Origin of the sequence: Bradyrhizobium oligotrophicum S58 (assembly GCF_000344805.1) — a bacterium.
Classification (GTDB): Bacteria; Pseudomonadota; Alphaproteobacteria; order Rhizobiales; family Xanthobacteraceae; genus Bradyrhizobium; species Bradyrhizobium oligotrophicum.
On sequence record NC_020453.1, the window covers coordinates 6,196,852 to 6,220,361 of the forward strand.

A 23,510-nucleotide genomic window follows, 5' to 3' on the forward strand; every position below is an offset into this window, starting at 1 on the left:
TGATGAACGTGGAAACTGTGCCGGTCGCGACCTCCCCCATGACGCGCGTCGCCGCCGACAGCTGGACCCTGCAATGGACGCCGGTCATTGCAGGGGCCCTCACCGCCGTAGCCGTCTCCTCGATCCTGGTCAGCTTCGCGACCACCGTCGGTCTCGGTGTCAGCTCCGCGGCGCCGACCTGGCGCGACGCGTCGGTGGCGCTGTGGCTGCTATCGGGTCTGTATCTGGTGCTGCAGGCGCTGGTGAGCTTCGGCGTTGGCGGCTACGTCGCCGGGCGTGTGCGTGCACCGTACGGCCTTGCCGAGAGTGACGAGACCGAGAAGCGGGACGGTCTGCACGGCGTCGGATCCTGGGCACTCGCGGTCGTGCTCGGCGCGGTGCTCGCAGCCATGGTCGCGTCCGCGGCCAACCGGCCGAATGCGCTGAGCTCGCCACCAGCCGCCACCGAGCCGTCAGTGCTGAGCTACGAGCTCGACCATCTGTTCCGCGCAGCGCGGCGGGCGCCGACCCCCGAGCTCGCACCGGCCCGCAGCGAGGCCGGTCGAATCCTGCTGACGGCATCGAGCCACAGCGGCGTCAGCAGCGATGACCGCAGCTATCTCGTGCAGCTCGTCAGCGGCACGACCGGGCTCGCCCCGGCCGATGCCGAACGCCGCGTCGACACGGTGATCGCCGATGCAAAGAGCGCACTGTCGCGGGCCCGCGCCAGCACGATCATCCTGGCCTTCTCGATTGCGACCGCGCTGCTGCTCGGCGCCGTGGCGGCCTGGATGGGCGCGGAAAGCGGCGGACGGCATCGCGACGGCAAGCCGGTGACGGGCTGGATGCTGCATGCCAACCGCTTCAGCCGGCGGAGCGACATGTGGCGGCGTCCCACATCGATGCCGGAATGAATGCTGTCGAGTAACAGCCGACGAGAACGCAAACGGCCCGGTCGACCATCGGGCCGTTTGCATGTCTGCAACGATCAGGCGAGATCGCGGATCATCAGGTTGGCGTCGTCGCCATAGCTTCCCGTGCAGCCGCCGGCGCCGGGCTCCCTCGCGACCGCAAAGCCCTGCTTCTCCCAGAATGCCGTGGAGGCGCTGACCGCAACCAGCGACAGCGACCGCACGCCGAGCTGGCGCGCATGCCGGATCAGCTCCGCCACGATGCGGCCCGCAGCGCCGCTGCCGCGGGCCGCAGGAAGCAAGGCGAGGTCATGGATGTAATAGGTCGAAGCCGGCACAGGCAGACGGCCGACGAGAACGTTCAACGCCGGCGGCTCTCCGAGATGCCAGGGATGGCTGATGACGTAGCCGGCGACCTCGCCACCCGATGTAGCAAGCACCCAGCAGCCATCCGGATGAAGACGCAGGCGCTCGGCGAACACCGTCCGATCCTCGGGATAGGCCGGGTGCACGCGGGCCGCGATCGCATCGACGGCGGCGAGGTCATCGATCGTCATCGCGCGCCAAGTCAGTCCCGTCGAGGCGGCCGGCGCGTGCCTCACTTCGAACGTCTCACTTGGAACGTCTCACTTGGAAAATCTCATTTGACGAGCGCCAGCCAGCGCTGGCTGGCCGACACCGCCGCCGGCCACAGCGCATCCGTCGGCTGTCCGCGGTGCAGCGCCTTGCCGACCTCGCAGATCGACATGAAGGCTGCGGATCGGGCCTCTTCCACCTCGAGCGGCTGTTCGGCGCTCGGGCTGCGCACCAGCCCCATCAGGCCGTTCAGCGTCTGCAATGCCGCATCCGGCGGGCTCGCTTCCGCCGATCTCAGCGCGGCCACGATCTGCTGCGCCTTTTCCGATTCCGTCAACGCCTCGGTCATCGTCTCATCGTTCGTCCGTGCCCCGTCGGCATGACGCTAGCAGCCGAACGGGAGCCGGGCAATGTCGGCCGTCCACGACGAAGATGCGCGCGGCCCGGCGCCGGACGACCGCTGGTCCCGTGCCGTGCCGGGCTCGGCCATCTTGGAGCGACTTGCTGGCGTTGTAGATCGCCTGGAAGCTGCCCGGCGTGAAGCCGGCGATCGATCCGGTGATCAGGATGCGCCCGGCGCCTGCGGCACGCCGGTGATGTCGGATCACTGGCCGGGCCTCGAAACCATCTTCGTGCCGAACGGCGAAACCCTCGTCGTATCCTCGCCACAGGACGTCACGGCGATCCTGCAGGAGATGCCGGAGGACACGCGCCGCACCATCGCCGATCGCGCCAGCCGCCGCGTTCGCCGCGACCACACCCCCGATCACCGCCCACGCCAGCTCGAAGATTATTACCGCGAGGCGCTCTCGCGGCGCTCGCGTCCGGCGCGCCAAGTCAAGAACACTGCCACCGAAGCGCCCGTCGAACTGAAACTGGGACTGTCATGACCATTCAGATCTCCATACCCACACGACGTTCACTCCGCACTCTCGTCGCCGGCGGCGCCGGCGGCGCCGGCTTCATCGGCTCGCACATTTGCGACACGCTGCTCCGGCGCGGCGACACGGTGATCTGCACCGACAATCTGCACACCGGCTCGCTGCGCACAGCCCGGACTTGGTCACGGGTCCCGTCAATCTCGGCAATCCGCAGGAGATGACGATCGAGGCGATCGCGCGCGAGGTGCCGACCTGCACGCAGTCGAGCTCGACGCTGGAGTTCAAGCCGCTGCCGGTCGACGACCCCTAGCGGCGCAAGCCGGTGATCTCCACGGCCGAGCGACTGCTGGGCTGGCGTCCGCAGATCTCGCTGCGCAAAGGGCTGGAGGCGACGATCGCCTATTTCGCGCTCGAAGTCGCGGGACGCGGCGGACCGTCCCATCCCGACAAGCGGCCGCCGGCATCGCGGCGCACGGGTCGCGCCCAACTCGCGCTGGCGCGCTCGCAGTAACCCGAACGTCGGTGCCCGGGGCTGGCCCGGGCACCGACGAACGACCGCTCTACGATCATTTGCTCAGAGACTTTGCCATCTCCAGATGCTTCTGCAGCGTCGGCAAGGTCTGCTGGGCAAAGTCCGACAGAGGCGAGCCCGCCGCAGCCTCCTTCTGATACTTCTTGATGTCCCCCTGATGGTCGCGCACCATCGCCTGGGCAAAGGCCCGGTCGAAGCGGTCGCCGGACAGGCCTTCGAGCTTGTTGTAGATGGCGAGCTGTTTCTTGTTCGGCTCCGACGGCACCGGCATCCCGTTCTGGCTCGCGAGCTGCTGCGCCTTCTGCAGGTGCTCGCCATGGTCCTGCTGCAGGGCCTGGCCGAACTGCTTGACCTGGTCGCTCTGCCCTTTCTGCTGCGCCAGCTTGCCCATGTTGACCTCGGACAGATCGCCTTCGATCGCCTCGGTCATGAAATGCCGGTCTTTGGCCGGCGACTGCCCCTTCGGCGCAGCGATGGCACCGCCGGCCACCAACAGGGTCATGCCGCAGGCCGCCATGGCCGTTTGTATCATTCGCGTCGAGGAAGCGCCGATCATCCTGGTCATCGTTCATCTCCGGGTTGGAAGCCTGATCGTTGCGACTGCAAGAGCCGCGGATCGCGATTGTTCCTATGCCCGTGACGCCAAGCACCTTGGCCCGCAGGACGGCCGAATGGTCCCCGCACGGCTTGCCGTGGCCGTCAGTGAAGACGACGCGAAAGGAGGCTCACGCCGTGCGCACCCGGGCCAGGAAGCTACCGACCTCCTGCTTCAGGCGCGTTCCATCCGCTGACAGCGACTGCGCGGCCGTCAGCACCTGCGAGGAGGCCGCGCCGGTGTCTGTCGCGCCTGACTGGACGTGGACGATCCCCGACGAGACCTGCGAGGAGCCGACCGCGGCCTGCTGTACGTTGCGGGAGATCTCCTTGGTCGCGTTGCCCTGCTGTTCGGCAGCGGCAGCAATGGCACCGGTGATTTCCGACATCCCTGAAATCGTCGACATGATCTCCTTGATCGCACCGACGGCCGCCGAGGCCGCCGACTGGATTTCGGCGATGTAGTTGGAGATATCCTTGGTCGCATCGGCAGTCTGCGCGGCGAGCTCCTTGACCTCGGAAGCGACGATGGCGAAGCCGCGTCCGGCCGATCCGGCGCGCGCCGCCTCGATCGTCGCATTGAGCGCCAGCAGATTGGTCTGCTGGGCGATCGCGGTGATCAGACCGACGATGCTGCCGACCTTGTCGGCCGCGGCCCCGAGCTTGGTCATCGACTCGTCGGTGCTCGTCGCCTGCGCCACCGCCTCCCGCGCGACGCGTGATGCGCCGTCGATCTGGCGGCCGATTTCGGCCGCCGTGGCCGCCATCTCTTCGGTCGCAGCGGCGACCGACTGGACGCTGGCAGAGGCCTGCTCCGAAGCCGAGGCCACCGTGGTCGACAGCTCACTGGTTGTGGACGCCGTGCTCGCCAAGGTCGATGCCGCCTGCTCCAGGCTGGTCGAGCTCGTCGATACGCGATCGACGATGCCGCCGATGGCGCTCTCGAAGGATGTCGTGAAATTCTCGATGTCCGTCTTGCGCTGCGCCTCCGCGCGCGCTTCGGCTTCGACTTGTTCAGCGCGCAGGCGTTGCGTCTCCAGCAGGTTTGCCTTGAACACTTCGGTCGCGCGCGCCATGTCGCCGACCTCGTCGCCACGCGACAGCCCGGAGATGGAGGCGGACAGCTCGCCGCCGGCCAGCGCCGTCATGCTGTGGACTATCAGGCCGATCGGCCGCGAGACCGCGAACACGCTCATCAACCCGGCCGCACCGAGAACCAGGATGGCGATGCTGCCGACGACGATGGAGGTCGTCTCGGATGTCGAGATGACGGCCCAGGCCGCGTTCTTCTCCGTCGCAGCCTTCGAGGAGGCGAAGGTCACGATACCATCCGCCAGATCGTCGATCGTCTTTGCGATCGGCAAGGTCACGTTGCGCGCGAGGTCGGCCGCCTCCGCTTCCAGCGGGGCGATCTCCGCGGACCGGCCTGCCGCGATATCCTCGGCAAGCCTGTGCCTGACGGCTGCGATACGCTTGGCTCCGGCCGCGTAGGCGTCGATCGATCGTTGCAGGCTTTCGATGCGGGCCTTGCCGTCAACCGAGACCGGCCTGCGATTCATCTCGACGCAAAGCTGATCGGCCGCGTGACGCCCTGCAGCCAGACGCTCTTCGGCGGCGCGAATATCGGCTTCAGTCTTGGCGAGACGAAGATCCCGCACCGCGACCTGCATCTGCCTGGCTTCGGACTTCGCAGCGATCGCGAGCCGCGCGATCTCCTGCTGATCGAGCGCGCTGCCGAGACCGCGCTCGATGATGGCGTTGCCCACGATTTGGCTTGCGATCATCACCGCGACGAAGAAGATACCACCGAGCGCCGCAGTGACGAGCTTGGTGGAGATACGAAAGCGACTGAGAACATCGAGCATGGTTGTTCCTGCGAACTGAGCTTGGCCAACAATGCTTCGCGTGAGCACAGCGATCGTTGCGTCAGGACAAGCAGACGCGGGAGATATCCGGCGGCACACCCATGCTTGGTTAATGTGACGTTCACGGCGACGCGTATCACTGCAGGGCAGAGGCTTTTCTGTCATCTCCGCGATAGGGCCGCACTCATCGCGCAGCCGGCGCTGTGGCATCTGCCGGCGTGCGCGCCGATAAGGCACCGTAGACCAGATGATTGATCCCGGACGGGAGCAGCGCCCTGCGCGCCTTGCTGCCCGGCGTGGCCTGGATCATCTGCACACCAATCAGTTGCTCCGCCGGATCGATCCAGAAATAGGTGCCCCAGTGGCCGGCCCAGGCGAACGTTCCGACTTTTCCGGGCAGCCAGCTCGACACCGGATCAGTACGGATGGCGAAGCCGAGCCCGAACGTCGTTCCCGCGCGAGCGCCGACCTCGTCGCCGCCGAAGATGCTGATGGTCTCGGGCAGTGCGTTGGTCGTCATCTCCTTCACCCCTCGCGGACTGAGCACGCGCGCGCCGTCGAGCTCGCCGCCATTCAAGAGCATCTGGCAGAAGCGCAGATAGTCGGGCGCCGTCGACACCAGGCCAGCGCCGCCGGCAAACAGCTTCGGAGGCGTCGTGACCTCCCAGATCGGCGGCCGTTCCGGCATCGGCGCGTCGACCAGACGATCGAGCTTCTGTTTCGGCACGAAGAAGCCGGTGTCGACCATGTGCAGCGGATCGAAGATGCGCGCTTGCATGAACTGATCGAGCGGCCGACCAGACACGACTTCGATGACCCGGCCGAGCACGTCGACGCTCCAGCCATATTCATGGACCTCACCGGGCTGATGGGCGAGCGGCAGGCCGGCGAGGCTCGCCACGAAATCCGCCAGGGTCCTATCGCGCCGGTACACGGCCTTCCAGCCATAGAGCATGTGGATCATCCGGATGCCCGCATCGGCACTCGGGTCGGCAAGGCCACCTGCCGGATAGGCGAAATCCAATTCGGGGTAGATGAGGCCCGAGGTGTGGCGCAGCAGGTCGCGCACGGTCATCGGCCGCTTCGGCGCCTCGAGCGCATAGTCCGTCCGGCCGGTGGCGGGGTCGATCCTGCGTACGCCGACCTGCATGCCGGCGAGCTCGGGCAGATAGCGGCCGACCGGCGCATCGAGGTCGAGCCGGCCGTCATCCACCAGGATCATCGCGGCGACGCTGGTGACGGGCTTGGACATCGAGGCGATCCAGAAGATGGAATCGATCTTCATCGGGATCGTCCTGGCGCGGTCCTGAAAACCGATCGCCTGCAGATAAGCAAGCTTGCCGGCCTTGGCGATGGCGACGACCGCACCGGGGACGAGACCCTCGGGCGGCGGGAAGGCCTCGAAGCGCGCCTGATACCACGGCGCGATCCGCCCCAGCCCTGCGGCCGAGAGACCCAGCGGCTGCGGATCGGTGACCCGCGCCAGATCATCGGACGCAGCCGGTCCGGCGAGGGACAACAGCAGGATCAGGATGGAGAACGGCCGCAGCAGATGCATGGACCGGGATGGGCGGGGGATCATCGATGTCTCCAGGGTCAGGCAGCGGAGGCTGCATCGTCTGAGACTGCATCGCGGTCGCTGTCCCCGGCTCGCCGAACTCCCGGTTTCGGCTAGCCGATTTTTCGGTCAGCCGGGCCGGACGCATCGGATGGCGGCACCTCGCGCGCCGTTCGACGGTATTCGGTCGGCGTCAGGCCTGTGTCGGCTTTGAAGGCGCGGTTGAACGGACCGAGCGACTGGAAGCCGGCATCCATCGCGATCGTCAGCACCGGCACGGCAAGCTGGCTCGGATCCGCCAGCGCCGCCTTGGCCTCGGCGAGCCGGTGGTGATTGATGTAGGCGTTGAAGTTGCGATAGCCGAGACCCTCATTGATGGCGCGCCGCAGCTGCTCCTCGGACACGGCAAGGCGGGCGGCCAGCGCGCCGACGGTGAGCCGCTCCTGCCGGAAGATGCGCTCCTGCGTCATCAGTTGCTCCAGGCGTTTCAGCAGCAACGGATTGGCATTCGGTGCAGGAGTTCGTGACACCGGCGCGGCGGCCGGTCCCTGTTCGCGCCGCGGCAGCATGGCCGCAGCTGCACCGACAGGCGCGACCTGCAGCAGGCTCCATGCCGCCATCGCCGCAAGCCCACACAGCCCGGCGGCGCGGATCGTATCGATTGCGGCCGGCGTGATCACGCGCGCACCGAGACCCGAGCCGTAGAGGGTATCGATCGCGATGAACAGCACGCTGCCGAGCAGCACCACGACACGCAGACGCGGCCGGCCCGCGACGAGATCGCCGCGCCATGTCGCCATCGATTGCGCGGCAGCCAGCACCGCAAGCCCAAGGCCCGCGATCTGCACGACTTTGTCGGCGAGGTCGCCGACCGGGTCCAGCGGTGACCATATGACGGGGCCGTAGGCGCTCAGCAGTTCGCTTGCAACGAATAGCACCCACAATGCCAGATGCCGGGCGCGCAGGATGAACTCATCGTCGAAGACCGCCCTCGCCCACAGCCAGAACACGACGGCGTTGCCGGCGGCCAGCGCCAGCACGGGCGCGCGCCAGACGATCCAGGCTTGCCCGAAGCCCGGCACCGAATTGACCGATGCTGCGGCGGCGCCGAGCAGCACCGCCGCCGTCAACTGTCCGATCCGGGTGCGGCTTCGGTCGCGCCAGGTCAGGCCAGCGGCCAGCAGGAATAATCCGCACGCCGCGCCGTGGGCGCCAAGCACGAGGGCCGGGAGAGACATGCTGTTCACGACACCGCGGCCTGCAGCGCGACCATGACGAGGCCTCATTGTTCGCACGTCGCATGCACCGCCTGCGACGAGGAGCCGGTCTCAATTACGCCAGCGCCGTGCCGGCGTCAAAGCTACGGCACCGGTCACAGCGTCGGCTCCGGCTACGCGCCCGCGCCGTGACCAAGGGCTTGCGCCAGCACGGGCCCGAGCATGCCGGCCTGCGATGCACTGCCGCGCCAGGTTACGATCTGATCGGGACGGATCAGCGCGAGATCGGCCTCGTAGAGATCGCGCAAGGCGCGCGGCAGCGTGACGATCTTCACGTCGGCGCGCAACGCCGCCGCGGCTTCACGCAGCTGATCATCATCGACGTCACCGCCCTCGAACCTCAGCAAGGTCCATTCAAAGCCAAAGAGGTCATAGAGCGATACGCCCTGCTCCAGCCAGGCATGCGGCGCGCGGCCGCCGGGACAGGCGCTCGGGACGTAGACATTAGCGGCGTCAGGCGGCGGCCGTGTCCCATCGGAGACAATGATCGGCGAACTATCATAGCGGCCGCCGAAGGTGATGCCGGGAATGTTGAACTCGGCGCGCCCATGCTGCTCGAGATAGGCGCCGGCGACGCGGCGCGCCTCGGCCCCCGCCTCCGTCGGATCCTCGATCTCGGGCACCGCGGCGAACAGGCCGAGCGAGTCGGCGAAGCGGCGGGCAAAATCGGTGTTGCGTAGCGCCACCGGGCGGCGCTCGGCCGCGTAGCTGTCGAGCAGCGCCACGGGACTGATGCCCTTGACGACGCTCGCGAGCTTCCAGCCCAGATTGACCGCGTCCTCGATCGCCGTGTTGTAGCCGAGGCCGCCGGTCGGCGTGAACAGATGCGCCGCATCGCCGCCGAGAAACACCCGGCCGCGCTGCATGATCTCGGCGACCAGCGCGTGACCGGCGGTCCAGGTGAGATGCGAGAGCACCTCGCACGGAATGGCTGTGCCACAGGCCCGCTGGAACGCCGCCTTGGCGTCGGCTGCCGTGATCGCGCTCTCGTCCTCGCCGGGCCGCAGCTGGGTGTGAAAGGCGAATTCGTCGCGCCCGTTCACCGAGGCCATGAAGGCGCGGCGGTCGCGGTTGAAGCAGACATACATCCAGGCCTGCGCATGCGGCACACTCGCATAGAACCCCGGCGAGCGGAGATAGACGGCGAGCATGCGGCCGCCCATGAAATCGCGTTGCACGCCGGTGGAGCCGCCATAGGCGATGCCGAGCGACTGACGAACGAGAGAGCGCGGACCATCGGCGCCGATCAGGAATGCGGCGCTGACGTTCATGCGCGCGCCGTCACTGACGCGTTCGACATCGGCCGTGACGCCGTCATCATCGACAACGTAACCCATCAATCGGTGGCCGTAATGCAGCTGGATGCCCGCAAGCTGTTCCGCATGCCGGCGCAGGATGGCCTCGACGAATTTCTGCGACACCCGATGCGGCAGCTCGGCTGCGCTCCAGGAGCCTGACAGGCCTTTCACCATTTCAACAGCGCGCGTTGCCGAGGGCAGCTGGAAGCGTGCCAGCTCGTAAGTCGTGTAGCGGGTGAAATAGGCGACGTCGGTCGGATAGTCGCCCGGCAGACCGGCGCGCCGGATCTCGTCGGCGAAGCCGAGCCTGCGGTAGTGCTCCATCGTCCGCGCCTGGGTCGCGTTGGCCTGCGGGTTGAAGGCGGTGCCCGGCTTCTCATCGATCAGGATCGCGGAGACGCCGCGACGGCCGAGTTCGTTGGCGAGCATCAGCCCGCAGGGCCCGCCGCCCACGATCAGGACGGAGGCGGTCAGAGGCGTGGTCACGGCGCGTCTCCCCAGAATGCGGGGACGATGCTACGGCGTCCGAGGAAATAGTCAAGCAACCTGACTATCTCGCATCCTCCAGCGTGTCGAACTGCGCGCCATAGACCGAAAGGCCCTGCACGATGGCCTCCATCGCGGCCTTGCCGAGCTGCTTGCGCATCTCGGCCTCGGCGACATCGACGGCATCGCCAAACGCTGCCAGCCATTTCAGGCCGGCCGGCGTAAAGCGCACGACGCGCGCGCGCCCATCGTGCGGATCGGCCTCGCGCGCGACCAGTCCGAGCTCCGCGCACTGATCGACCAGTTCGCCCATCGCCTGCTTGCTCATCGAGGCCCGGCGCGCAAGCTCAGTGAGGCGCGTGCCCTCGACGTCGAGGTTGCGAGTGAGGCTGACATGAGCGATGCGCGTCTCGCCGTGCCCGCTCGCCGCCATCAGCTCGAGGACGCGGGCCTCGAACCGGCGCACCGCATTGTTGAGCAGCCGGCCGATATTGGCATGACGCCATGCCGTACCGGCCTGTCCCGCGGGCGGCGCCTTACGTTGATATCGCGCTGTCATGTCGGGAGGCACCTCGCGTCGTCAGGCTACGCTGGGCCAGCGCAGCAAGCACGAGGTGAAATCGGGAAACGCGTGAGATGTCACGCGAAGAATGGTCGGAGCGGCAGGATTCGAACCTGCGACCCCTGCGTCCCGAACGCAGTGCTCTACCGGGCTGAGCCACGCTCCGACTAAGGAAGCCGGCTTATAGCGTTGGGTGTCCGTCTCCGCAAGGCACACAAGGAAGGAAATCGCATCGAAATGGACGATCGCAAGAGGATCGGTTAACTCGTTGAGGTCACGGCACTTTGCCCCGGGGCCATGGCGCACGCGCAGCTCAGCGATCGATTTGCGCGCTTCATTCGAACGGCTGCGCCCGCTATAGGCGAGCGTGAAAGCCAGCATCGTCCCGTACCATTCATGCCCGCAGCAGACAGCATCGCGATCGACACCCTGATCCTGCCGGCCGACGCGGCTGGAATCACGCAAGCCGCGGCGACGTTCGCGCGCGGCGGCCTGGTCGCGTTCCCGACCGAAACCGTGTATGGCCTCGGCGCCGATGCCGCCAATGCCGCCGCGATCGCGCGTCTCTACCAGGCCAAGGGCCGGCCGGCCTTCAATCCGCTGATCGCCCATGTCGCCGATCTCGCCGCTGCGCGGCGGATCGGCCGCTTCGATGCCACGGCCGAGCGCCTGGCCGCCGCGTTCTGGCCGGGGCCGCTGACGCTGGTGGTGCCGCAGGCCCCTGGCTGCCCGGTGGCCGATCTCGCCACTGCCGGGCTCGACACGGTGGCCATTCGCGTGCCCCTGCATCCGACGGCGCAGGCGCTGATCGCCGCGTTCGGCGGCGCCGTGGTGGCGCCCTCCGCCAACGTCTCCGGCCACGTGTCTCCGACCACGGCGGCGCATGTCGCGGCCGATCTCAGCGGGCGGATCGACCTGATCCTCGACGGCGGGCCGGTCGAGGTCGGGGTCGAATCGACCATCGTCGGCTGCTTCGATGCGCCGACGCTGCTGCGCCCCGGCGGCGTTCCGAGCGAGGCGATCGAGGCCGTGCTCGGCCGCTCCCTGGCGCGGCCCGCCGCCCCCGAGGCGCAGGACGCGGAGCAGCCGCTGGCGCCAGGCATGCTGGCCTCGCACTATGCGCCGCGCGCCAGCGTCCGCCTCGACGCCACGGAGGTCGCGCCCGGCGAGGCCCTGCTCGCCTTCGGACCCCTGACCTTGCCTGGCGCCAGCGAAGCCACCGCGATCCTGAACCTGTCGCCAACAGGCGATCCGGCAGAGGCGGCGACGCATCTTTTCGGCTATCTTCGCAGCCTCGATGGGAGTGGCGCGCGCAGCATCGCCGTGATGCCGATCCCGAGCGACGGACTGGGCGAGGCCATCAATGACCGGCTGCGCCGCGCCGCCGCGCCGAGATAACACTGGAAGTAGCCGACCATGAACATCAGCCAGCCTGCCTTTCCGCCGCTGCCGCCCGACCTGATCGCGCAATTCGCCGCCATCGTCGGCGAGCGCCAGGCGCTGACCGCGGAAACCGACGTTGCGCCTTACGTCACCGAGGAGCGCAATCTGTTCCACGGCCGCTCGCCGCTGGTGCTGCGCCCGGGCTCGACCGCTGAAGTGGCAGCGATCTGCAAGCTTGCCAGTCAGCACCGTATCGCGCTGGTGCCGCAGGGCGGCAACACCGGCCTCGTCGGCGGCCAGACCCCGCACAATGGCGAGGTGGTCGTCTCGCTGAAGCGCATGGACAGGATCCGCGAGGTCGACACCGCCTCCAACACCATGATCGCCGAGGCCGGCGTCGTGTTGCAGGTCGCGCAGCAGAAGGCCGCCGAGGTGGATCGGCTGTTCCCGCTGTCGCTCGGCGCCGAGGGGAGCTGCACCATCGGCGGCAATCTCTCGACCAATGCCGGCGGCACCGCCGCCCTCGCCTATGGCGTCGCGCGCGAGATGGCGCTCGGGGTCGAGGTGGTGCTGGCCGACGGGCGGGTGCTCAATGCGCTGTCGAAATTGAAGAAGGACAACACCGGCTACGACCTGCGCAACCTGTTCATCGGCGCCGAGGGCACGCTCGGCATCATCACCGCGGCGAGCCTGAAGCTGTTCCCGAAGCCGCGCGCGATCGAGACCGCGTTCGTCGGGCTGAAGTCGCCGGAGGACGCGCTGAAGCTCTTGGCAATCGCGCAACGCGAGGCCGCCGGCAGCCTGACCAGTTTCGAACTGATCGCCGCGATCGCGCTCGACTTCTCGATCCGCAACGCCGCCGGCAACCGCGCGCCGCTGTCGGGCGCGCATCCTTGGTTCGTGCTGATGGAGCTGTCGTCCTCGCGCGACGATGCGCGCGCCACGCTCGAGACGATCCTGGAACAGGGCCTCGAGGACGGCATCGTCGACGACGCCGCGATGGCCGACAGCCTCGCCCAGCGCATGGCGTTCTGGAAGCTGCGCGAGGACATCTCGGCGGCGCAGAAGCCGGAGGGCGGCTCGATCAAGCACGACATCTCCGTGCCGGTTGCCGCGGTGCCCGCCTTCATCGCAGAGGCCAACGCCGCCGTGGTGAAGCTGATGCCGGGTGCACGCCCGGTGCCGTTCGGCCATCTCGGCGACGGCAACATCCACTACAATGTCAGCCAGCCGATCGGCGCCGAGACTGCCGACTACCTCGCGCGCTGGCACGAGGTCAACGCGGTCGTGTTCGAGATCGTGCTGCGGATGGGCGGCTCGATCTCGGCCGAGCACGGCATCGGCGTGCTCAAGCGCGACGAACTGCCCGACGTGAAAGATCCGACCGCCATCGCGCTGATGCGCGCGATCAAGGCGCAGTTCGATCCGTTGGGGATCATGAATCCCGGCAAGGTGCTCTAGGCTTTCGACGCTCCCATGGACAGTGCCCCCGCTCTCGCGATCTCCGACATCACCGATGCCGACGTGCCCGCCATCATCGCGCTGTGGCAGCGCTGCGGCCTGACGCGGCCGTGGAACGATCCGGCCGCCGACATCGCCCTCGCCCGCCGCGGCGACAGCTCCACCATCCTGGTCGGCCGCGTGGGCGGCGCGATCGCGGCGTCCGCCATGGTCGGCCATGACGGCCATCGCGGCTGGGTCTACTACGTCAGCGTCGATCCCGATCATCGCGGCCGCGATCATGGCCGCGCCATCATGGCCGCCGCAGAAGACTGGCTGCGTGCGCGCGGCGTCCTCAAGCTGATGCTGATGGTGCGCGGCGACAACACCAAGGTGCAGGCGTTCTATCATCAGCTCGACTACGCCGTGCAGGACAGCGTCGTGTTCTCGAAATGGCTCGACGGTCGCGACCCTACGCCGGGCATGAAATAGAGGTCCACCATGAGCATCTCCGACCGCATCCGCGTGCACGAGAAGCGCGTGCTGTCCGACCATTACGGCACGTTGAGCTCGACCAAGTTCGAGTGGCGGCGCGACGACGGCACCTGGCAGATGCAGAGCCGCGACGTGTTCGACCGCGGCAACGCGGCGGCGATCCTGCCGTACAATCTCGCGCAGCGCAGCGTCATCCTGGTCAAACAGTTCCGTTATCCGGCTTTCCTCAACGGCCATGACGATCTTCTCATTGAGGCCGCGGCCGGGCTGCTCGATGATGCCTCGCCCGAGGAGCGGATCCGGCTCGAGGCCGAAGAGGAAACCGGGTTCCGGCTGCACGACGTCAAGTTCGTGTTCGAGGCGTTCATGAGCCCGGGCGTCGTCACCGAGAAGATCCACTTCTTCGTCGCGGCGTACGAGCCCGAGATGCGCGTCAGCGCCGGCGGCGGGCTGGCGCATGAGGGTGAGGAGATCGAGGTGCTGGAACTCTCGATCGACGACGCGTTGGCGATGATCGCCGACGGCCGCATCCAGGACGCCAAGACGATCATGCTGCTGCAGCACGCGGCACTGAGGATCTTCGTCTGAACCGAGCCAACGCATCGGCCGCCGATCTTGCTGCGCTGTCGTCCTCCGCGAAAGCGGGGACCCAGTATTCCAGAGACATCCGTTTCAAACCGAGAGGCCGCGGCGTACTGGATCCCCGCCTTCGCGGGGATGACGACCTGTTCTGTTGAAACATCCGGCCTCAAAATAAGCTACCCTGCCCGCCATCGACCGAAGTTGAAACTTTTCGGGATGCAACCTTCTTGGCCGGCTTGCGCTGCGCATCTTCGAGGGCGCGCATCTCTTCGGTCATCGGCAACAGCAGCTGATCATCGTCATTGGCCACCGCATTGACGCGTGTCGAGACCTCGTACCAGGCGAACTCACCTTCACGCGGCCCGACCAGCAGCCTCATGACCTCGTCGGCGTCATCGCTGCGGCAATCGAGCCAGAGCGAGAAATCATCCGGCCGGATCGTCACGGGAACACGGTGATGCAGTGTCGCGAGATCACCGCTCGCGGCCGCCGTGAGAAGCGCGACCGTATCGACCTCCTCGCCGTTCGGTCCCATCCAGGTCTCGGCGAGCGCGGCGAAACCGAGCGGCGCGCGATCGCTGCGATGGATGAAGAACGGACGCTTGCGGCCGTCGATCACCTGCCATTCGTAATACCCATCAGCGGGCACAAGAACGCGGCGGCGCCGAATCGCATTCTTGAACGCGGGCTTCTCGCGTACGGTCTCCGAACGTGCATTGATCAGCAGCGTGAAATTACGGGGATCCTTGACCCAGGCCGGCATGAAACCCCAGCGCATCAGGCGAAACCGGCGCTTCTCCTGGTCCAGGAGAATTACGGGAATCGGCTGTGTCGGAGCAATATTGTGGCGCGGCGGGAAGTTTGGCTGCTCTTCGTAGCCGAAGATCTGCCTGAGAGCCGCGGGTGGTGAAGTGATCACGAAGCGTCCACACATAATCTCACTCAAATCGTCGTGTGTTCAGCACCTTTTAACTTGGGTTGCCAACACTGCGGCGGATGACCGTAGCGGCGACCCAATCCGTGCCTTCCGATCGCACGACCCAACGACCGGCAGGCAGCGCTATCGATCCGGCGCGTGCCGCGATGCTGCGCGCTGCCAACATCAATCCGCGCACCGGCCTCGCCACCGACTACCTGAATCATTTCAACGAAGCCGTCATGCTGCTCGAAATGATTCCGGACATTCCGGAGTGCGCCGAGGACTTCCTGGCATGGTCGCCGCTGACCTATCCAGAACATTTCACGCACACCAACTTCAAGGCCCGCGATCTCGTCATCGATGCCTACGAGCAGGCCGAGCCGTCAATTCGCAATAAATTCGACCAGCTCACCAAGACCATGACCGAGATCCTGCTCGCGGTCGGCAGCGCGATGCGCGACGCCAAGCAGGACGCGACCAAAGCCAAGCTCGCCGAGCAGGCCGCCGCCTGGGTCAAGCCGCTGGTGGCGCAGGCCGGCGGCATCATCAACGGCGACATCGAGATCGATCCGGATCCGGTCGACGAGGTCGATACGGTCGACGCGATCATGGCGAGCTTCTGATCCGCATAACGGGGCTGCCACTGCGGCGATGTTCACGTTAGGGTGGGAACCCGCTCCCGGAGCTCCCCATCGAATGATCGATCCGACACCTCCGCGCCATCCCCAGCTCGCCGTCAGCGCCGCGATCTTCCGCGACGGCAAGCTCCTGCTGGTGCGCCGGGCGCGATCCCCGGCCAAGGGCGTCTATACCCTGCCGGGCGGCCGGGTCGAGTTCGGCGAAACCCTGCATGAGGCCGTCGCGCGCGAGGTCATGGAGGAGACGGCGCTGTCGATCGCCCTCATCGGGCTGGCCGGCTGGCGTGAGGTGCTGCCGGCCAGTCAGGGAGGCAAGGGAGGCGGCGGTCACTACGTGATTCTGCCGTTCGCCGCGCGCTGGCAGTCCGGCGAGGTCCGGCTCAACCCGGAACTGGACGATTTCCAGTGGCGCGTCCCCGATGCGCTGGACGGCCTGACGCTGACCGACGGGCTGCCGGAGATCATCGCTGCCGCCCGGGCGCTGCTGTAAGCGCGCCTTGCGTCGGCCTGCCGGCAAAGGCATATCAAGGGCGTGGTTCCGATGATTTCCAAACGCCTGCTGGCCCTCCTCATGCTCGTCACGGTCTGCGCCGCCGCCCCCGTGCGGGCGCAGGATGCGGCCGCGCCGTTCGATGGCGATCTGCAGCGGCTGGCCGAGATCCTCGGCACCCTGCATTACCTCCGCGGCATCTGCGGCAGCAATGAAGGCGCCAAATGGCGCAACCAGATGCAGGCGCTGGTCGATGCCGAGACACCGTCGGGCGAGCGCCGCGCCCGCATGATCGCCGGCTTCAACCGCGGCTATAACGGTTTTCAGCAGACCTACCGGACCTGCACGCCGGCCGCGATGGTGGCGATCCGCCGCTACATCGACGAGGGCTCCAAGATCTCGCGGGACCTCACGGCGCGCTATGCCAATTGAGGCCGCGGGAACGTTATCCCCGATTGCGTTAACCCTGTTAACCTTTCCTAAACAACTGGCCTAGGCGTCCGCGTCCTGCGTGGTAAACCTCACTCGTCCGGCGCGCCCGCGTTCGGAATTCAACGCGCCTCGCGGCCCCGCCAGACTGAATTCAATGAGCTTTCCCGTCACCTTCAGCGCCCTCCCCGCCGTCCTGCCCGACCATGAGCAGAAGCAGGCCGCGCTCAGCTACCTCAACGAAGCCTGGGCGGAAGCGCGCCATGACGGCGTCGACGGCGACTGCCTGGCGCAGGCCAGCCTGTTCGCGGCGCTGGCCGAGCTCGTCACCACCTATGGCGAGGACGCGGTCGCGACCTTCGTCGAGGGCATGCCCGAGCGCGTCCGCAACGGCGAGTTCTCGCTGATCCGGTCGACGCAGTAGTTTCCCAAGCTCCTCGAGCGTAGCCCGGATGAGCGAAAGCGATATCCGGGATCTCATCCGCTGCGTCGGTGCCCCCCGGATGTCGCTGTGCTCATCCGGGCTACGAGACTGCGAGACGCGCTGATGTGCCCGCGTAGGCTGACATCGCGCGACAACCTCGGTCGTCATGCCCGCGAAGTCGGGCATCCAGTACGCCGCGGCCTCTCGGTCGATCACGCTGCCGGTGAGTACTGGATCCCCGCCTTCGCGGGGATGACAGCGGTGAATGTCGCAAGGCCGGCGGACCACCGCAGCAGTGCAGGTCAATCGCAGCGCTGCCTTCGAGCCCAACGCTCACCTTCACATGTCAAATAGCGGGCACACCTCGTCGTCCTCGCGACGCTTAAGCGTCCGAGCGATGACCGGCGTTCGTCCCTCGCAAGATCGAGGGCGCAGGGAAGGCTGGGCGTCGGCTGACGCCCATGGCCCCCGTGCGAACAAGAAGCACGGGGCAGGAACCACAGGTGCAGCCGGATGAGCCCAGCCTTCCCTGCGCGATGGTTTTAACGCTTGCTTCGCGCTCTCCCTGGGGACCGGCTTGATTGCCCCCATCGCCTGCGCCGATGCTCTCGCATCGAGCGCCGGCTTGACCTCGGCATCGGGAGACCAGGACCACGCGACTTGACGTCCGCATCAAGATTGTTCGTCCGCGCTAGCCGAAGCCACGCTGCAACCCGACACGTCCACCGCCTCCCCGCCTCGCGTCTCGTGACGACCGCGCGTACGCCCCTCTCGTTGAGGCGGGATGGGTGGAGGAGTGACATGGATTCTGAAAAAAAGAAAGTGAATTCTTTCGCCCGAAAGGTGCTGCAAGCGCGATCACGTTGAGACATTGCGCAAAATTGCCGTTGCGGCGCATGCGTTTTGTGTAGTTGCCGTGCCCCAGAGCGTGGGCGTGACAAGCAAAATCGTGCACTGATTTGCCCGTCGGGTGGACCGGGGCAGCAACCGGTCAACTCACCCTACCGACGTAAAGATGGACTCCATCGCGCTGCCGCTTAGCTTTCGAAGGTGGACCTCAACGGGCTCACGACAATGTCCGGAAAGGGCCCAGGCTGTGTCACACAGCCTGGGCCGAAAGCAGACCTCAGCCGCAGCCTCAGCTGTGTCCGCTACGGACCTCGACTCGGACATGGACCGCGCGCAGCTTCCACCGGCTTTCCGTTCGGGGCTTCACTTTAGACTGACCAACAGAAGACTGCGGTCGGCATCTTTCGAAACTGGGCGGACAACTCCACTCCAGTCACCGAAATTGCCGGAGAGCACGCTTCACCAACATCCCCTCACCAGATTTTCCTCAGCGAGCAAACACGCAGCTGCTCTCATGCTGGCAACAGCAGAACACACCCGTCATGGGTTTCGATGTTCGAGGAATTCCTTCACCGGCCCGACGAAGGGGTGCACGAACTGGCCGAGCATGCCGCCGGGGATCGGCTTCACCGTACCGTAATTGACGGGCCAACGGTCTTTGGGCAGGTGCCAGGTTCCGCCCAGCATATCGAACAGCGGCGTGTGTGCCGCGTAGTTCTTGTCGAGGGCCTCGGCGTCCGAGGCGTGGTGCCAGTGATGGAATTGCGGCGTGACGATGATGTACCGCAGCCAGCCGACATCCATCTTGATGTTCGAATGGATCAGCACCGATTGCACCGAGATGAAAATGAGATAGGCGAAGATCGTGTCCTGCGGGAAGCCGAGCAGGACGATCGGCACGAGCACCAAAGCGCGCGTGGCCAATGGCTCGAAAAAATGCAGGCGCGATCCCGAGAGCCAGTCCATGTGCTCGGGCGAATGATGGACCGCATGGATCCGCCACAACCACGGCACCTCGTGATAGGTGCGGTGGGAGATATATTCGACGGCATCGGCCGCCAGGATCACCAGCACGAAGCGGACGATCGCGGGCAGGGCCACGACATGCGCCTGCAGCCACGGGCTGATCGCCCAGGCGAAGTAGTCATGGGCAAAATGGGTCGAGACCACCAGGAACACGCCGATCAGCAGGTGGTTGACGCCGAAATAAGCGAGATCGAGCCTCCAGCCGGGGCTGAGCGGCCCCTGCTCCGGCCGCACCCGTGGGAAGACCCATTCGAGCAACACGAAGGCTGCGCCGGTGAAGAAGAGATCGAGCACCAGCCAGTCGAGGCCGAGATAGAAGTGCGGCTGGAGAAAATCCGGTGTCGGCACGTAGGGCCCGCCAAGCAGCGTGGCGAGGAAAAGCGCGCTGAGGCCGATCGCAGCGCTCACCCGCGGACCGCCAAGCACGATCCCGAGGACGCCGAGCCAGGCACCGACGACCATGGCGATCGCAAGCGTGAGGCGGAGCAGCTCGACGTCGTAATGGACGCGCAGCTCCGGCGTCGTGAGAAAGGCGGGGTAGCGCAGGCATAGCACCGCAGCGGCGCTGAGCACGCCGATCGCGGCGCAGAGAGAACTACCGATGCGCCCCTCGCCGATGCGCGGCCTTGAACTGTCTTGAGCCATCGACCGTCTCCCAACAGAGATTCTCGGGCGCGTCAGCGCAGGCGCGCAAGCATTTTCTCAAATCCAACGGCTAAAGGTACGTATTTGGCCGACAAGAGTTAAAATTCCCGGAAGTCAAAGTCCGCTTTGAGCCACAATTGCAGCCATCGCGACGGCGTTGTCGAGGTCAATTGGATATTTGTAATTCCGAGTGGTCCAATTGCGAACGGCCTTCGCGCCGAGCGGCCCGGTAACGCCCCGGCGACTGACCGTTGTGCCGATGAAACAGCTTCGAGAATGCTGCCGCCGTCTCGTAGCCGACTTGGCTGGCAATCTGTGCGATGGACTCATGGCTGGTTTCCAGCAGAAACGCCGCTTCCGCCATACGGCGTTCAATCACATAGCGTTGCACGGACTGGCCGACGAGCCTGGTAAAACGTTCGGAAAATGCCGAGCGGCCAAGCCCGACGCGATGTCCAAGGCCGCTCAGAGTCCAGGGACGTTCCGGATTTTCGTGAATGAGCTTGAGCGCGGGTCCGATATGGGGGTCGGAAATGGCCCCGAGCCAGCCGCCTTGTCCAGGACTGAGAGATGAAATCCAGCTTCGGAGCACCTCGACAAAGAGCACTTCCGTCAGTCTTGAAAGCACGACGCGTTGGCCGGGGCGATCGAGCGCAGATTCGCTGACCATGCGGCGCAGGATAGCTTCGAGCCATTCACCGTCCGTCGTCCGCCTCAACAATAGGACTGGCGGTAGCAGCTCCAGCACGCTGCCAAATGTCGGCCGCGACACCGTGAAATTGCCGCAGATCATGGTCGAGTGCGGCTTCACGCGACTGCCGTGACGAATGATGCCAAACCGCGATGACGCCCGATCGATATCGATAATACGCAAAGGTTTGGCCCGGCGATCCGAATAAAACACATGAGGTTCGCCGCGTGTCATGACGACAAGATCGCCCTCGGTCATCTGAATTTCTTGTCCCTGCCCAACAGCGAGAGTCGCCGATCCTCGGCTGACATAATGAAACAACGCGTACGGGCGCGCCGGGAGCTCCAGATGCCAGGGATGGCCGAGCTCGAAGTGAAAAAGCAAGGTCCCGCCGAGACGAACGCGATCGAGCATTTGGGCGAGGATGTCCATTCTGTCCAGACTAACTCGGTGGACGATCGAACACAACATTCGGACGATTGATCTCTATCGTCCGGGTGGACTGCGGACTAGGTCATGTCGCGGCGGGGCCAACCTCACGTGCGGCGACCCTATCGCCCACGGCGGATGGAAAACCGCGAGCTTATTGGAAACGCCCTGTCCATTCCCCGGACGATGTTCCGTCCGACATGCCCATAGGATCATTCGATGCGAAATATCCTCCTGTCAGCTGCCACCGCATTTCTGGCCGGGTCGGCGTTGGTCGGCTCCGCCCATTCCGCCGAACCGCCGAAGGGAGCGGCTCAAAACATCGTTCTCGTGCACGGCGCCTTCGTGGACCAGACGAGCTGGCAGCCTGTCGCCGATATTCTCACCAAGAAAGGCTACAACGTCACGCTGGTCGAGAATCCGCTCACCTCACTTGCGGCGGATGTCGATGCCACCAGACAGGCGCTCGCAAAGCAGAACGGCAAGACCGTGTTGGTCGGCCATTCATGGGGCGGCGTCGTGATCACGCAGGCCGGCGACGATCCCAAGGTTTCAGCGCTGGTCTATGTTTCCGCCTTTGCGCCTGAGGTCGGCGAATCCCTGGCGTCGCTGGCAAAGGCCGGCCCGCCGACCGAAGGCGCCAAAGCGATCAAGCCCGACGCGAAGGGTGATCTGTACATCGATCCCAAGGTGTTTCCGTCAGCCGTCGCTGCGGATCTTCCTCCGGAAATCGGTGAGCACCTCGCGAAGTCACAGCTGCCGTTGAATCACGTTGCGTTCGAGGCCCCTGTCACCATTGCGGCCTGGCATGACAAGCCGAATTTCTACGTCATCAGCACGAAGGACAAGGTCATCGCGCCCGAGGCGCAGAAGTCGTTTGCAGCCAGGATCAAGGCTCAGACAACCGACGTCGCCGGCAGCCATGCCTCGCTCGTCGTCCATGCGAAAGAGGTGGCCGAGGTCATCGAAAAGGCCGCGCGCGCGAAGTGACGGTCCCACGCCCGGCGCTTTTCGCGCCGGGCGAATATGCGGGCCAATTCTCCCGGACGTCTTTGGCACAATGTAAGTCGGCGACTAACACGCGCTCTGGCGGCATGACCGAGCCAGATCAAGGGAACTCTTCGCATGAACAAGGTCCTTCTCAGCGCTGCCTGGGCTCTTTTCTCCGCGGCTGCCGTGTCTGCACACGCGACCGGTCGGGAGCCGCTCGACGCTGCCACGCTCGGCACGATCAAATCGAGATTCGCCAGGCTGATGGAATTGGCCAACAAACACGATTTCGGACGTTTGCATGAGATGTTTTGGCAATCGCCCTCGACGCTGTTAGTCGCCAAGAGCGCGATCCAGTCCGAAGGAAACTGGGCAGGCTATTGGGGCAACGAGGCGATTGACCAGAAGCTGCATGACATCGGCAGTTCCGGTCCAGTCGTGCTCGAGCCAGACTATTCGCGGCTCAAGGTCGTTGGGCTGACGCGCGATGTCGCCGAGTCCTATGTTCCGATGAACATCACCGTTTCCTATGCGGGACAGGACGGAACGGCCAAGCCCTTCCTGATGATTGTCAACTGGCTTCGCATCGGCAACGCTTGGAAGGTCGCTTCTGAAATCATCCTGCCGGTGCCGCCGGCACCGACCGCGAAACAACATTGAAGGAAGAGATGTTATGATGGGCAGACGGACTTGTTCCGCCGCGCTCCTGACCCTTGGTGCGGCTTCACTGATCTCCACACTTGGCACGGCTGCCACTTCCGCTCCGGCGAGCGCGACGACCGTCGTGCTCGTACACCCGCGGTTCGTCCGTCAGCCCCCGGGGCCGTCCTTCATGATGTAGCCCATCAGGTCGTCCACGTTGTGCTCCAGATCCCGGATGATGTTCTTGACGACGTCTCCGATCGAGATCACGCCCACGACCTTGCCCGCGTCCAGCACCGGCAGATGGCGAAAACTACGTTGAGACATCATCGCCATGCAACTGTCCAGCCGGTGGTCCGGCTTGACCGTCACCGGGTCGCCCGTCATCACCTGGCCCACCGGCGTCTGCTTCGCGTCGAGCCCGGGCAGCAGCACTTTGATGGCGCAGTCACCCTGCGTCACGATGCCGACCAGGACCCCGTCGTCGATGACCAGCACCGACCGGACCCGGTTGTCGCGCATCTGGCGCAAGGCTTCGACGACCATGTCGCCGGAACGAACATGGATCACGGCGCCAGTCTTCTGGGCCAGAGCGCTTCTGACTGTGCTCATCGATCTCCCCTCGTGGACCCTGTCCTGCCCCGCCTTGATGGTCCACCAAGAGGATAGTCGAAATATCCGGCCTCGTCAGCAATGCCGATACAGTGCGGCCTACCCGTGGACCCGAACGATGGCCGAGGGTCACAAGTGGCCTATCGATCCCCGGATTGCTGACTTCCGGTCGTGCCCGACAGCGGAACCATCGGGTGACGCAAAGTTGCATTGGCAGTGTGGGGCAGACGTCGTGAACGCGGAGGCCTTGTAGCCCGGATGAGCGGACGCCTGCGCCGACAGGCGTCGGCGGACGCGACATCCGGAG

At 65.7% G+C, this 23,510-nt stretch carries 27 protein-coding genes, 1 tRNA gene and 1 pseudogene; 15 read left to right on the forward strand and 14 right to left on the reverse strand.

Annotation, left to right across the window (positions count from 1 at the left end; translation table 11 throughout):
- Positions 1 to 2: 2 nt before the first annotated feature.
- Positions 3 to 893 carry a hypothetical protein gene (locus tag S58_RS26720; protein ID WP_015668519.1) on the forward strand — a complete coding sequence of 297 codons (891 nt, stop codon included), beginning with the start codon at positions 3 to 5 and terminating at the stop codon, positions 891 to 893.
- 74 nt (positions 894 to 967) lie between these two features.
- Here S58_RS26720 and S58_RS26725 read toward each other — a convergent pair whose 3' ends face one another.
- The 3 genes and pseudogenes from S58_RS26725 to S58_RS39130 form a co-directional block, all read right to left on the reverse strand.
- On the reverse strand, positions 968 to 1,447 hold the full coding sequence (locus S58_RS26725) for a GNAT family N-acetyltransferase (RefSeq protein WP_015668520.1): 480 nt from the start codon (positions 1,445 to 1,447) through the stop codon (positions 968 to 970).
- A gap of 83 nt (positions 1,448 to 1,530) precedes the next feature.
- A complete protein-coding gene (locus tag S58_RS26730) occupies positions 1,531 to 1,803 on the reverse strand; it encodes a hypothetical protein (protein WP_042340952.1) in 273 nt (90 codons plus the stop codon).
- A gap of 160 nt (positions 1,804 to 1,963) precedes the next feature.
- Positions 1,964 to 2,050: pseudogene (locus S58_RS39130) on the reverse strand (SDR family NAD(P)-dependent oxidoreductase); the annotation flags it as partial.
- A 12-nt stretch (positions 2,051 to 2,062) separates the two neighbouring features.
- Here S58_RS39130 and S58_RS26735 point away from each other — a divergent pair.
- From S58_RS26735 to S58_RS39140, 4 genes are read left to right on the forward strand one after another with little or no spacing between them, the layout of a single operon-like run.
- Entirely contained in the window at positions 2,063 to 2,356 is a 294-nt protein-coding gene (locus S58_RS26735; RefSeq protein WP_244440644.1) for a glycosyltransferase family protein, read from the forward strand.
- Complete coding sequence (locus S58_RS39135) at positions 2,353 to 2,568, forward strand: NAD-dependent epimerase/dehydratase family protein (protein WP_244440645.1); 216 nt, start codon at positions 2,353 to 2,355, stop codon at positions 2,566 to 2,568. Before S58_RS26735 ends, S58_RS39135 begins: the two co-directional genes overlap by 4 nt.
- A complete protein-coding gene (locus tag S58_RS39380) occupies positions 2,526 to 2,657 on the forward strand; it encodes a putative sugar-nucleotide epimerase/dehydratase (RefSeq protein WP_015668523.1) in 132 nt (43 codons plus the stop codon). The genes S58_RS39135 and S58_RS39380 overlap by 43 nt, the downstream gene beginning before the upstream one ends.
- Before the next feature lie 12 nt (positions 2,658 to 2,669).
- Positions 2,670 to 2,858, forward strand: coding sequence for a putative sugar-nucleotide epimerase/dehydratase (locus S58_RS39140; protein WP_015668524.1), 189 nt, complete (start codon positions 2,670 to 2,672; stop codon positions 2,856 to 2,858).
- Positions 2,859 to 2,913: 55 nt separating this feature from the next.
- Here S58_RS39140 and S58_RS26745 read toward each other — a convergent pair whose 3' ends face one another.
- From S58_RS26745 to S58_RS26775, 7 genes are all read right to left on the reverse strand, one after another.
- Positions 2,914 to 3,444 carry a DUF4142 domain-containing protein gene (locus S58_RS26745; protein WP_052351223.1) on the reverse strand — a complete coding sequence of 177 codons (531 nt, stop codon included), beginning with the start codon at positions 3,442 to 3,444 and terminating at the stop codon, positions 2,914 to 2,916.
- A 160-nt stretch (positions 3,445 to 3,604) separates the two neighbouring features.
- A complete protein-coding gene (locus S58_RS26750; protein ID WP_015668527.1) occupies positions 3,605 to 5,338 on the reverse strand; it encodes a methyl-accepting chemotaxis protein in 1,734 nt (577 codons plus the stop codon).
- 184 nt (positions 5,339 to 5,522) lie between these two features.
- On the reverse strand, positions 5,523 to 6,920 hold the full coding sequence (locus tag S58_RS26755) for a serine hydrolase domain-containing protein (RefSeq protein WP_015668528.1): 1,398 nt from the start codon (positions 6,918 to 6,920) through the stop codon (positions 5,523 to 5,525).
- An 89-nt stretch (positions 6,921 to 7,009) separates the two neighbouring features.
- Entirely contained in the window at positions 7,010 to 8,134 is a 1,125-nt protein-coding gene (locus tag S58_RS26760; RefSeq protein WP_015668529.1) for an AraC family transcriptional regulator, read from the reverse strand.
- A 152-nt stretch (positions 8,135 to 8,286) separates the two neighbouring features.
- Positions 8,287 to 9,957, reverse strand: a complete 1,671-nt coding sequence (locus S58_RS26765; RefSeq protein WP_015668530.1) for an FAD-dependent oxidoreductase — start codon at positions 9,955 to 9,957, stop codon at positions 8,287 to 8,289.
- 64 nt (positions 9,958 to 10,021) lie between these two features.
- A complete protein-coding gene (locus tag S58_RS26770) occupies positions 10,022 to 10,516 on the reverse strand; it encodes a MarR family winged helix-turn-helix transcriptional regulator (protein ID WP_042340239.1) in 495 nt (164 codons plus the stop codon).
- Positions 10,517 to 10,608: 92 nt separating this feature from the next.
- Positions 10,609 to 10,685: transfer RNA gene (locus S58_RS26775), tRNA-Pro, on the reverse strand.
- A 230-nt stretch (positions 10,686 to 10,915) separates the two neighbouring features.
- Between S58_RS26775 and S58_RS26780 the strand changes: the two genes are divergently transcribed.
- The 4 genes from S58_RS26780 to S58_RS26795 are packed head-to-tail and all read left to right on the forward strand — an operon-like array spanning position 10,916 to position 14,425.
- Positions 10,916 to 11,917 carry an L-threonylcarbamoyladenylate synthase gene (locus S58_RS26780; protein ID WP_015668533.1) on the forward strand — a complete coding sequence of 334 codons (1,002 nt, stop codon included), beginning with the start codon at positions 10,916 to 10,918 and terminating at the stop codon, positions 11,915 to 11,917.
- Positions 11,918 to 11,935: 18 nt separating this feature from the next.
- The gene (locus tag S58_RS26785) at positions 11,936 to 13,363 is read left to right on the forward strand and encodes an FAD-binding oxidoreductase (protein ID WP_015668534.1); all 1,428 of its coding nucleotides are present in this window, start codon (positions 11,936 to 11,938) and stop codon (positions 13,361 to 13,363) included.
- 15 nt (positions 13,364 to 13,378) lie between these two features.
- Positions 13,379 to 13,834: a GNAT family acetyltransferase gene (locus S58_RS26790; RefSeq protein WP_015668535.1), complete on the forward strand. Its 456-nt coding sequence runs from the start codon at positions 13,379 to 13,381 to the stop codon at positions 13,832 to 13,834.
- 9 nt (positions 13,835 to 13,843) lie between these two features.
- Positions 13,844 to 14,425, forward strand: a complete 582-nt coding sequence (locus S58_RS26795; protein WP_015668536.1) for an NUDIX domain-containing protein — start codon at positions 13,844 to 13,846, stop codon at positions 14,423 to 14,425.
- A 160-nt stretch (positions 14,426 to 14,585) separates the two neighbouring features.
- On the opposite strand, the gene S58_RS26800 is transcribed toward S58_RS26795, so the two are convergent.
- Positions 14,586 to 15,353: an SOS response-associated peptidase gene (locus tag S58_RS26800; protein ID WP_015668537.1), complete on the reverse strand. Its 768-nt coding sequence runs from the start codon at positions 15,351 to 15,353 to the stop codon at positions 14,586 to 14,588.
- 86 nt (positions 15,354 to 15,439) lie between these two features.
- Between S58_RS26800 and S58_RS26805 the strand changes: the two genes are divergently transcribed.
- From S58_RS26805 to S58_RS26820, 4 genes are all read left to right on the forward strand, one after another.
- Positions 15,440 to 15,961: a hypothetical protein gene (locus tag S58_RS26805; protein ID WP_083938832.1), complete on the forward strand. Its 522-nt coding sequence runs from the start codon at positions 15,440 to 15,442 to the stop codon at positions 15,959 to 15,961.
- A 73-nt stretch (positions 15,962 to 16,034) separates the two neighbouring features.
- Complete coding sequence (locus S58_RS26810) at positions 16,035 to 16,466, forward strand: NUDIX hydrolase (RefSeq protein WP_015668539.1); 432 nt, start codon at positions 16,035 to 16,037, stop codon at positions 16,464 to 16,466.
- Between the two features lie 51 nt (positions 16,467 to 16,517).
- Entirely contained in the window at positions 16,518 to 16,898 is a 381-nt protein-coding gene (locus S58_RS26815) for a TIGR02301 family protein (protein ID WP_015668540.1), read from the forward strand.
- Between the two features lie 154 nt (positions 16,899 to 17,052).
- Positions 17,053 to 17,319 carry a hypothetical protein gene (locus S58_RS26820; RefSeq protein WP_015668541.1) on the forward strand — a complete coding sequence of 89 codons (267 nt, stop codon included), beginning with the start codon at positions 17,053 to 17,055 and terminating at the stop codon, positions 17,317 to 17,319.
- Positions 17,320 to 18,708: 1,389 nt separating this feature from the next.
- On the opposite strand, the gene S58_RS26825 is transcribed toward S58_RS26820, so the two are convergent.
- Both S58_RS26825 and S58_RS26830 read right to left on the reverse strand, forming a co-directional pair.
- Positions 18,709 to 19,839, reverse strand: coding sequence for a sterol desaturase family protein (locus S58_RS26825; RefSeq protein WP_015668542.1), 1,131 nt, complete (start codon positions 19,837 to 19,839; stop codon positions 18,709 to 18,711).
- Positions 19,840 to 20,005: 166 nt separating this feature from the next.
- A complete protein-coding gene (locus S58_RS26830; RefSeq protein ID WP_144058397.1) occupies positions 20,006 to 21,001 on the reverse strand; it encodes an AraC family transcriptional regulator in 996 nt (331 codons plus the stop codon).
- 177 nt (positions 21,002 to 21,178) lie between these two features.
- Between S58_RS26830 and S58_RS26835 the strand changes: the two genes are divergently transcribed.
- Entirely contained in the window at positions 21,179 to 21,949 is a 771-nt protein-coding gene (locus S58_RS26835) for an alpha/beta fold hydrolase (protein ID WP_015668544.1), read from the forward strand.
- 135 nt (positions 21,950 to 22,084) lie between these two features.
- A complete protein-coding gene (locus S58_RS26840) occupies positions 22,085 to 22,609 on the forward strand; it encodes a hypothetical protein (protein ID WP_015668545.1) in 525 nt (174 codons plus the stop codon).
- A gap of 150 nt (positions 22,610 to 22,759) precedes the next feature.
- Here S58_RS26840 and S58_RS26845 read toward each other — a convergent pair whose 3' ends face one another.
- A complete protein-coding gene (locus tag S58_RS26845; RefSeq protein ID WP_015668546.1) occupies positions 22,760 to 23,203 on the reverse strand; it encodes a CBS domain-containing protein in 444 nt (147 codons plus the stop codon).
- Between the last annotated feature and the right edge of the window lie 307 nt (positions 23,204 to 23,510).

Bases quoted from the DNA above. Each gene is read 5' to 3' on its own strand.
- S58_RS26720 (WP_015668519.1), top strand. From the start codon at position 3: ATGAACGTGGAAACTGTGCCGGTCGCGACCTCCCCCATGACGCGCGTC.
- S58_RS26725 (WP_015668520.1), bottom strand. From the start codon at position 1,447: ATGACGATCGATGACCTCGCCGCCGTCGATGCGATCGCGGCCCGCGTG.
- S58_RS26735 (WP_244440644.1), top strand. From the start codon at position 2,063: ATGTCGGATCACTGGCCGGGCCTCGAAACCATCTTCGTGCCGAACGGC.
- S58_RS39135 (WP_244440645.1), top strand. From the start codon at position 2,353: ATGACCATTCAGATCTCCATACCCACACGACGTTCACTCCGCACTCTC.
- S58_RS26745 (WP_052351223.1), bottom strand. From the start codon at position 3,444: ATGACCAGGATGATCGGCGCTTCCTCGACGCGAATGATACAAACGGCC.
- S58_RS26750 (WP_015668527.1), bottom strand. From the start codon at position 5,338: ATGCTCGATGTTCTCAGTCGCTTTCGTATCTCCACCAAGCTCGTCACT.
- S58_RS26755 (WP_015668528.1), bottom strand. From the start codon at position 6,920: ATGATCCCCCGCCCATCCCGGTCCATGCATCTGCTGCGGCCGTTCTCC.
- S58_RS26760 (WP_015668529.1), bottom strand. From the start codon at position 8,134: ATGTCTCTCCCGGCCCTCGTGCTTGGCGCCCACGGCGCGGCGTGCGGA.
- S58_RS26770 (WP_042340239.1), bottom strand. From the start codon at position 10,516: ATGACAGCGCGATATCAACGTAAGGCGCCGCCCGCGGGACAGGCCGGT.
- S58_RS26780 (WP_015668533.1), top strand. From the start codon at position 10,916: ATGCCCGCAGCAGACAGCATCGCGATCGACACCCTGATCCTGCCGGCC.
- S58_RS26785 (WP_015668534.1), top strand. From the start codon at position 11,936: ATGAACATCAGCCAGCCTGCCTTTCCGCCGCTGCCGCCCGACCTGATC.
- S58_RS26790 (WP_015668535.1), top strand. From the start codon at position 13,379: ATGGACAGTGCCCCCGCTCTCGCGATCTCCGACATCACCGATGCCGAC.
- S58_RS26795 (WP_015668536.1), top strand. From the start codon at position 13,844: ATGAGCATCTCCGACCGCATCCGCGTGCACGAGAAGCGCGTGCTGTCC.
- S58_RS26800 (WP_015668537.1), bottom strand. From the start codon at position 15,353: ATGTGTGGACGCTTCGTGATCACTTCACCACCCGCGGCTCTCAGGCAG.
- S58_RS26810 (WP_015668539.1), top strand. From the start codon at position 16,035: ATGATCGATCCGACACCTCCGCGCCATCCCCAGCTCGCCGTCAGCGCC.
- S58_RS26815 (WP_015668540.1), top strand. From the start codon at position 16,518: ATGATTTCCAAACGCCTGCTGGCCCTCCTCATGCTCGTCACGGTCTGC.
- S58_RS26820 (WP_015668541.1), top strand. From the start codon at position 17,053: ATGAGCTTTCCCGTCACCTTCAGCGCCCTCCCCGCCGTCCTGCCCGAC.
- S58_RS26825 (WP_015668542.1), bottom strand. From the start codon at position 19,839: ATGGCTCAAGACAGTTCAAGGCCGCGCATCGGCGAGGGGCGCATCGGT.
- S58_RS26830 (WP_144058397.1), bottom strand. From the start codon at position 21,001: ATGTTGTGTTCGATCGTCCACCGAGTTAGTCTGGACAGAATGGACATC.
- S58_RS26835 (WP_015668544.1), top strand. From the start codon at position 21,179: ATGCGAAATATCCTCCTGTCAGCTGCCACCGCATTTCTGGCCGGGTCG.
- S58_RS26840 (WP_015668545.1), top strand. From the start codon at position 22,085: ATGAACAAGGTCCTTCTCAGCGCTGCCTGGGCTCTTTTCTCCGCGGCT.
- S58_RS26845 (WP_015668546.1), bottom strand. From the start codon at position 23,203: ATGAGCACAGTCAGAAGCGCTCTGGCCCAGAAGACTGGCGCCGTGATC.